Origin of the sequence: Paenibacillus sp. RC21 (assembly GCF_044907935.1) — a bacterium.
Classification (GTDB): domain Bacteria; phylum Bacillota; class Bacilli; order Paenibacillales; family Paenibacillaceae; genus Paenibacillus; species Paenibacillus terrae_A.
In genome coordinates this window covers 101,996-109,200 of record NZ_JBIYCS010000002.1, presented here as the reverse complement: position 1 = coordinate 109,200, position 7,205 = coordinate 101,996, and the positions used below count along the sequence as shown (strand labels likewise).

At 44.7% G+C, this 7,205-nt stretch carries 6 protein-coding genes; all 6 read left to right on the top strand.

Going from position 1 to position 7,205, the window contains the following annotated elements:
• The 6 genes from ABIA61_RS05690 (at window position 1) to ABIA61_RS05665 (ending at window position 7,189) form a co-directional block, all read left to right on the top strand.
• Window positions 1–1,266, top strand: a complete 1,266-nt coding sequence (locus ABIA61_RS05690; protein ID WP_283652152.1) for an MFS transporter — start codon at window positions 1–3, stop codon at window positions 1,264–1,266.
• A 381-nt stretch (window positions 1,267–1,647) separates the two neighbouring features.
• Window positions 1,648–3,129 carry an L-arabinose isomerase gene (araA, locus tag ABIA61_RS05685; RefSeq protein ID WP_283652151.1) on the top strand — a complete coding sequence of 494 codons (1,482 nt, stop codon included), beginning with the start codon at window positions 1,648–1,650 and terminating at the stop codon, window positions 3,127–3,129.
• A 210-nt stretch (window positions 3,130–3,339) separates the two neighbouring features.
• Window positions 3,340–3,798 carry a flavodoxin gene (locus ABIA61_RS05680; protein ID WP_044647765.1) on the top strand — a complete coding sequence of 153 codons (459 nt, stop codon included), beginning with the start codon at window positions 3,340–3,342 and terminating at the stop codon, window positions 3,796–3,798.
• A gap of 20 nt (window positions 3,799–3,818) precedes the next feature.
• Entirely contained in the window at window positions 3,819–4,637 is an 819-nt protein-coding gene (locus tag ABIA61_RS05675; RefSeq protein WP_283652150.1) for a hypothetical protein, read from the top strand.
• 362 nt (window positions 4,638–4,999) lie between these two features.
• The gene (locus tag ABIA61_RS05670) at window positions 5,000–5,653 is read left to right on the top strand and encodes an HlyD family secretion protein (protein WP_283652149.1); all 654 of its coding nucleotides are present in this window, start codon (window positions 5,000–5,002) and stop codon (window positions 5,651–5,653) included.
• A gap of 15 nt (window positions 5,654–5,668) precedes the next feature.
• Window positions 5,669–7,189 carry a DHA2 family efflux MFS transporter permease subunit gene (locus ABIA61_RS05665; protein ID WP_283652148.1) on the top strand — a complete coding sequence of 507 codons (1,521 nt, stop codon included), beginning with the start codon at window positions 5,669–5,671 and terminating at the stop codon, window positions 7,187–7,189.
• The last annotated feature ends 16 nt before the right edge of the window (window positions 7,190–7,205 follow it).

Genomic DNA, 7,205 nt, shown 5'->3' with positions numbered 1-7,205 from the left:
GTGAATCATTTATTCAAAGACAATCGGTTTGTCCGCTTTTTTGCTTCACGTACGGTGGCAAATATAGCGGATAGCATTTATTCCATTGTGTTGTTATATTTTGTTCAGCAATCGACGCAGTCAGTGGCATTTACCAGCTTCACGTATGCGGCGGTATCTACAGCATCTATTTTCAGCTTTTTTGTTGGCCCACTCGTAGATCGCTATTCACCCGCACGCTTGGCCAGCATTGCTTTGTTTGCGCAGGCGATTCTAATTTCGATTGTCCCGTTTCTTATTCGAGACGGGATGACCAATTTGATAATTATCCTCGCGATCGTTTTTATAGCGTCTTGCTTCTCCATGCTGTTCTATCCTGCTAACAGTAAAATGCTGCCTCAACTTGTTCGTGTACCAGATTTAATTATTAGGGCGAACTCTATGATTTCATCGTCGGACCAGATCATTAATATCGTTGGTTATTTGGCTGGAGCTTCGCTCATTATCGCTATGGGTATGCAAAACACCTTTTTACTGGCCAGCGGTATGCTGTTCCTTGCAGGTGTCGTATATATTAGACTCAGCAAACAGCTCGACACTCATTCAACGGAAGGGACACATAGCGAGGGCTCGCTAACATTAGGGCACTATTGGAGAGAACTGAAAGAAGGATATACCTTTGTAAAACGCCACACCTTTTTGCGAATTATGTTGCCATTCTTTGCTCTTGCCAACTTTTCAATGGCTTTTCTGATTATTACTATGCCCTCCATTGCTGTCGATTACGGTTCGCCAATCTATTACAGTTTGCTGTATATTTCTTATTTCATCGGCATTTTTGTAGGTTCTTTTCTGGTAAATGTGCTTAAAAGGAACGGTCTTACCATTGCAGCTGCATGGGTAGCTACAGGACTTGCCATTTTCCTGTTTTCTGTGATGCCCCAGATGTGGATGAAACTACTGGCGGCTCTCCTAATAGGTGCTTTTACAGGTATAATTAATGTATTGCAAATGTCTTTGATCCAAATTATTACTCCCTTACCGCTGTTAGGACGTGTGATCGCCTTTACGAATACCCTCTCGAATGCGGCCCTTCCGCTGGGAGCTCTGATTGGCGGCGCGTTAGCTTTGCGATTCTCACTGCCTGAGGTCTTGTTTTTCAGCGCCCTGATTACCGTATTGTCTGGACTAATCATGTTCTTTATCAAGACAGTTCGTCAGTTTGAAATTCCATTAGAGAAGGCAGGTGGGTTGGGGCATCCTCATGCAACAAATGAAGTAAGTTAAAAGTTTTAATGTCTGTTTTTCATGTAAAATAGATGATCAACTTTGTGTGGGAATTTTCTCACAACAATGCCAAGTCCTAATTATAGGGCTTGGCATTGTTTGATATGTCATGACTATTAGGGCTTACGTGCTTGTTTACTAAGATGCTTAGGACATTAACCTAGGAGAAGTGCTCAGTTTCCAGATAAAAAATATTTTTTTGCCGAATACACTTGTAATTAGAGCGCTTCCATATTAAAATGAAGTCAATCCCACTTGTACGTACAACTAATCATTTTTCATCATAATATTGATAAAAATATTATATTGTACGTACATAATAGTTTATCTAAGAATACAGCTGCAACTATACTTATTTCCTGACAGGAGGAATTTTTAATTATGAAACCGTTTAAATTTTGGTTTGCTACAGGAAGTCAGCATTTGTATGGACCCGAGACGCTCGATCAGGTACAAGAGCATTCTCGTCAAATTGTAGAGGGATTGAACCGTAGTGGTCATTTACCGTTTGAAGTGGTACTCAAGCCGGTTCTGACAAATTCCGACGCGATTCGTCGTCTCATTATTGATGCGAACGGAGATGACCTGTGTGCAGGGATTATTACCTGGATGCATACATTTTCTCCGGCGAAAATGTGGATTGCTGGCTTGACGCGTTTGGCAAAGCCTTTGTTGCACCTGCATACTCAATTTAACCGTGATATCCCTTGGGATAGTATTGATATGGACTTTATGAACCTGAACCAATCCGCGCATGGTGACCGTGAATTTGGCTTTATCGGTGCCCGTCTGGGTGTAACTCGCAAAGTCGTCGTAGGCTATTGGGAGGAAGAAGGCGTTCAGAAACGCATCGGAGGCTGGATGTCCACGGCTGCTGCTTATAGCGAAAGCCAAAATCTCAAAGTAGCCCGTTTTGGTGACAATATGCGTGAAGTAGCTGTAACCGACGGCAACAAAGTATCTGCTCAGGCCCAGTTGGGCTGGTCCATCAACGGCTATGGTGTGGGTGATCTGGTTGAGGTCGTTAATAGCGTGTCAGAGGGGGATATCAACTCTCTGTTCGAGGAGTATCACGACCTGTATGAGTTGTCCGCAGAAGCCAAGCAACCGGGTGCAGTACGTGATTCTATTTTGGAGCAGGCTCGTATTGAGCTGGGCTTGAAAAAGTTTTTGCAGGACGGAGAATTTGGAGCCTTTACGACAACGTTTGAAGACCTGCATGGTCTGAAACAACTGCCTGGTTTGGCGGTGCAGCGTTTGATGGCCCAAGGTTACGGATTCGGCGGCGAGGGTGACTGGAAAACGGCAGCGTTGACGCGCCTGATGAAGCTGATGGCGAATAATGTGGATACCTCCTTTATGGAAGATTACACATATCATTTGGAGCCGGGCAATGAACTGAATTTGGGTTCTCATATGCTGGAGGTATGTCCGACAATTGCTGTGAACAAACCGCGTATTGATGTTCAACCGTTGGGTATTGGCGGCAAAGCCGATCCGGCTCGTCTTATTTTTGAAGGCAAACCGGGTAAGGCGCTCGTAGCATCCATCATTGAGCTGGGAGGACGTTACCGTCTGATCATTAACCAAATCCATGCTGTGGAAAATAAAAACCAAATGCCGAAACTGCCTGTAGCCAGCGTTTTGTGGAAACCAGAGCCTTCGCTGGAAGTGTCCGCAGAAGCATGGATTCATGCGGGTGGAGCGCATCATACGGTGTTGTCCTATGCTGTAACCACTGAGCAATTGCTGGATTACGCAGAGCTGACAGGCATAGAAGCCGTCGTCATTGACAACAACACGAACATCCGTCAGTTCCGTCAGGAGCTGCAATGGAATGAACTGTACTGGCGTAATAAATAATGGATGCAATAAATAAACAAGTTGCTTGTTGAAGCAGCTTACTCATAGGGTTTATCAGCGAACAGCCGCATGCTATGCGGCTGTTTTGCGTATGTTGCACCATGTGTAAAACACTTATTTTAAATTAATATTTGACAATGAGAATCATTATCAAATATTATTTGAGTAATAGGGAATGAATGCATTCCATATGTCAAACAAAAGTGAGGGATGAACTTGGGTAAAATCATGATTGCTTATGCCAGTATGACTGGTAATACAGAGGAAATCGCAGAATTGATCGCCGAAGGCGTCCGCCAGGCAGGACATGAGGCGGAGTTGAAGGCTTCGTATGATTGCAGCGCGCAGGAACTGCTCGGTTATGACGGGTTCCTGTTGGGTGTATATACATGGGGAGATGGTGAGCTTCCTGATGAATTTTTAGATTTTTACGAGGAACTGGATGAGCTTGATCTATCCGGTAAAAAGACCGCTGTATTTGGCAGCGGAGATACATCCTATACACTATTCTGCGGCGCGGTTGACCTGGTAGAGGAAAAAGTCAAAGAACGTGGCGCAACTGTTATTCAGGAGAGCTTGAAGATCGAATTCAACCCACTGGACGATGAGAAGGAAAATTGCCGGGCTTACGGAAGACAATTTGCACAGGCTGGTATTGGGGTGTCCTGAGAAGAGAGCGAGGGATAGGTATGCGCAACAGCGATAGCTTAAGCGGCTTTCCTCTTCTGCACGACTATCAGCTTGAGGAGATGTGGAGAACTCCGCAGTCTACCCGTCAATCGCAGGGAAAACGCGGGCGTGAAGGCTGGAATTGGAGGCAACGGGTTCAATATGCGGTAGGGCATGCGCTAAATGAATACTTTGGAATGGAAGTAGAGGTGCGGCGGGAAATCCCCGTCCAGTATGTGCTGGAGAAATGGTGGCCCACACAGCCAACCGGCTTCGAATCGTTGTTCCATTACTGGGATGTCAAAAATAAAGTGTCAGGCGAGCTGTCTAAAATTTGTGCGTTAAATAGGGACTTGTCAGTGCCAGTGATGTTGTACGAGCAATTTTGCACGCCGGTCCCTGAGCTTGAGGTCGACATTTCGCTTATTGTGCAGGCTGCCTGGCAACTGTCAGCTGGAGCCGATTCCTTACTGATTCAGAAGTACATCGTGGATTATAATCCCAACGTTATTCATACATTTCAACATTTGACGAATGTTTTTTGTTATTATGCATTTGGCGCTCTTCCGCAGCTTACTGAGGTCTACTGTTTGCTGGAAGGCAAAAAAGTCCGCTTTATCCCGGGTCCTGCTTCTTTACAGCAATCTCTGGATTACGTTCGGTTATTGCGGGACTCCAGAGAGGATGTACACGCGACAACAGAACGATGTCGTTGTGGAGCCTGCATAGGGGAACAACGATCACAGGGCAATAGCAACAGGATGGATAAGAACAAAAAAGAACAGCAGGAGGCCAAAAACCGTAAAGAACGGTTATTGGGACCTTTGCTTTTCTCTTAGTACATTTTTTAAACCCTTTAAATGTGAATAATCCCTTTTCGTTGAAGAAGCCTTGGAAAACAAGGCTCTTTTTTATGAAATTTTTTTTGAAAAACTGAAAATTTATATTGCCTGAATAGATAAATATAACTATAATACTTCAATGTACGATATTTATATGAAAATATTTAAATATAAAAGGAGACGATGTGTGTGAGCATAGACAAGGATTACCTACGTACATAGATAATGTTCTTTCTTTATGCATGGTATCCTGCTATGTGCTTATTTTACGTTCACGGTTTGGTTTGATGGCCTAATATTTCAAAATTAAAATATTAGCGTTGAATAATAAAATTTTTTGGACAACAGGGGTGGAAGAAGTGAGTAAGAAAACCGTACTGCCAATTCTCATCATACTGCTCATTCTGAGCGGCGGAACCATTGGCTACTATTATTGGTATCAGGCAACACACTTTGTTAAGAGTGACGATGCGCGTATTCAAGCGGATCAATATAAGGTAATGCCGCAAATTTCCGGAGAGATTACACACATTGATGTGGAGGAAGGCGATGTTCTTCAGCGCAATGAACCGATTGCAGAGCAGGATGTATCGGGGCTGGATTCCAGCATGATCAGCAAGTCCGTACTGCGTGCGCCGATCAATGGTACCGTTATTAAGATTTATTCGAAAGAGCATGAAATCGGTTCTCCGGGCAGTGCTGTTGCGACCATGGTTGATATGAACAGTCTGTATGTCTCCACGAATATTGAAGAAACCGATATTGACCGCATTAAACCGGGACAGCTTGTTGACATTACGCTTGATGCAGCAGGTGACAAGACGATTCAAGGCAAAGTTCGCAAAGTGGGCGAAGCCTCAAATGCGGTGTTCTCGCTCATTCCTGCGGTAAACACAAGCGGTAACTTTAACAAGGTGACCCAGCGTGTGCCTGTAGAAATAGCTGTTAACAAGCCGAAGGATATGAAGCTCATTCCAGGAACGAACGTGGAAGTTAAAATCCATACACCTTAAAAAGGAGGGGTCCATGTGGCTGCCAATGAAACTGCTGCTGCTCCTTCGACAGATTCTTCCAAAGAACGCTGGCTTGCTTTTTTTGCCATCGTTTTAGGCGCCTTTGTCGCCATTCTGAACAACAGTCTGATCAATGTCGCCATTCCTCGATTGACGACGGACTTAGGATCAACGACGACACGTATTCAGTGGGTTATTACAGGTTACACGCTTGCATCTGGTGTAATCGTCCCGATTACCGGATATATGGAGCAGCGCATTGGATACAAAAAGTTTTTAATACTTGCGCTCAGCGTGTTCTCGCTGGGAACGGGAATATGTATTTTTGCATGGAGTGATTCTTCCCTGATCGCAGCACGGGTACTGGCTGGACTGGGAGGCGGTGTCATTATGCCGCTGAGTATGACGATTATTTACAAAATCATGCCGCGTGAACAAATCGGTATGTCCCTCGGGATATGGGGGATCGCCGCAATGGCGGCTCCAGCCGTTGGACCTACACTGAGTGGGTACTTGATTGAATGGTTTAACTGGCGTTTCTTGTTTATTGTCAGTGTGCCGGTAGCTTTATTTGCAATTTTAATGGTTATTCTTCTGATCAAGGAACCGCCTAAAGCAACACCAAAGCCGTTTGATTTGCCAGGTTTTTTGCTGGCCGCAACTTGCGCAGGAACACTCTTGTACGCACTGACAAACGGTCAGCATGATGGCTGGACTTCTTTTAAAATTATATCTCTACTGTTCGTCGCCTTCTGGGCGCTTGTCTTTCTTATTTATGTGGAAAGCGGAAAAGACAATGCTGTAATTGAAATTTCATTATTTAAAAACTCAAAATATACGATTAGTGTCATTGCCTCCAGTCTGGTCATGATGGGGATGTATGGAGGAACGTTTTTGACACCGTTATTTTTGCAAAATATTCAGCATGTGTCACCGATTGATACCGGAATCATCCTCATTCCACAGGCGATTGCAATGGCGGCTATGATGCCGATTGCCGGGCGGTTATTTGATAAATTCGGCATTGTGCCCCTGGGACTTGTTGGCCTGACGCTGACCAGCTTCATGACATATCATTTGCATCAACTTACGCCAGACACACCGCATATTTGGCTGGAAACCGTAATGGCATTTCGGGGCCTGGGAATTGGTATTTGTATGATGCCATTGTCTACCGTTGGTATGAACGCTGTTCATCCGAGCAAGGTAGCGAATGCGTCTACAGCATCCAATCTGGTGCGTACCGTTGCAGCATCTATGGCCATAGCAGTGTTGACAGCGATTATGCAAAGCCGTTCGGCAGCTCATGCCCAACAAATTTCGGAGACTGTTACACCGGACGCGGCTCATGCGCTGCAAGCGACGTTGGGCAGCTCTTGGGTGTCATCTATAAGTGGTTTAATCACGCTGGATGCCACATCAAGAGGAATTGCGGATACCTTCCTCATTTCATCCATACCGCTGTTTTGCACGATTCCACTAATCTTTTTGTTTATTCAGAGGAAGAAAGCAAAGACACAGCCGGAAGCTTTATAAAGAACTACAAAATATC

What these genes read in the sequence shown, in the direction of transcription:
- araA (WP_283652151.1), top strand. Translation starts at nt 1,648, where the DNA reads ATGAAACCGTTTAAATTTTGGTTTGCTACAGGAAGTCAGCATTTGTAT.
- ABIA61_RS05680 (WP_044647765.1), top strand. Translation starts at nt 3,340, where the DNA reads ATGAACTTGGGTAAAATCATGATTGCTTATGCCAGTATGACTGGTAAT.
- ABIA61_RS05675 (WP_283652150.1), top strand. Translation starts at nt 3,819, where the DNA reads ATGCGCAACAGCGATAGCTTAAGCGGCTTTCCTCTTCTGCACGACTAT.